At 39.4% G+C, this 470-nt stretch carries 1 protein-coding gene; it reads left to right on the top strand.

From position 1 onward, the window contains the following. A partial coding sequence (locus U9K52_RS21215; protein WP_322928030.1) for an ATP-binding protein occupies positions 1 to 470 on the top strand: 470 nt, incomplete at both ends.

The raw sequence follows: 470 nt of genomic DNA, 5'->3' as shown, positions 1-470 counted from the left end.
ATTTTAGATTTTTCCAAGATAGAATCCGGAAAATTGGAGCTGTTGATTGAGAAAAGCGATGTGTATGACATGGTGAGCCAGGTCATCAATGTGATCCTTTATCAGTCGCAGAAAAAAAATATCGAACTTCTCCTGAATATCGAGCCGGGACTACCCAAAACACTTCTGATCGATGAATCCAGATTAAAACAGATCCTGATCAATTTGCTTGGAAATGCCGTTAAGTTTACGGAAAAAGGAGAGATTGAGCTGAAAGTGGAGAAGCTCCGCATGGATGATAAAAATATTTCACTGCGGTTTTCTGTAAGAGATACGGGAATTGGTATTCCGGTTGAAAAGCAGAAATATATTTTTAATGCATTTACCCAGGAAAACAGTTCGATCAGCAAACGATATGGCGGAACGGGGCTTGGCCTTACCATTTCAAACAATATTCTGAAATATATGGGAAGTCATTTGTCGCTGATCAG

Source organism: Chryseobacterium sp. MHB01 (assembly GCF_034651565.1).
GTDB lineage: Bacteria > Bacteroidota > Bacteroidia > Flavobacteriales > Weeksellaceae > Chryseobacterium > Chryseobacterium nepalense.
This window is presented reverse-complemented; position numbering and strand designations above follow the sequence as displayed.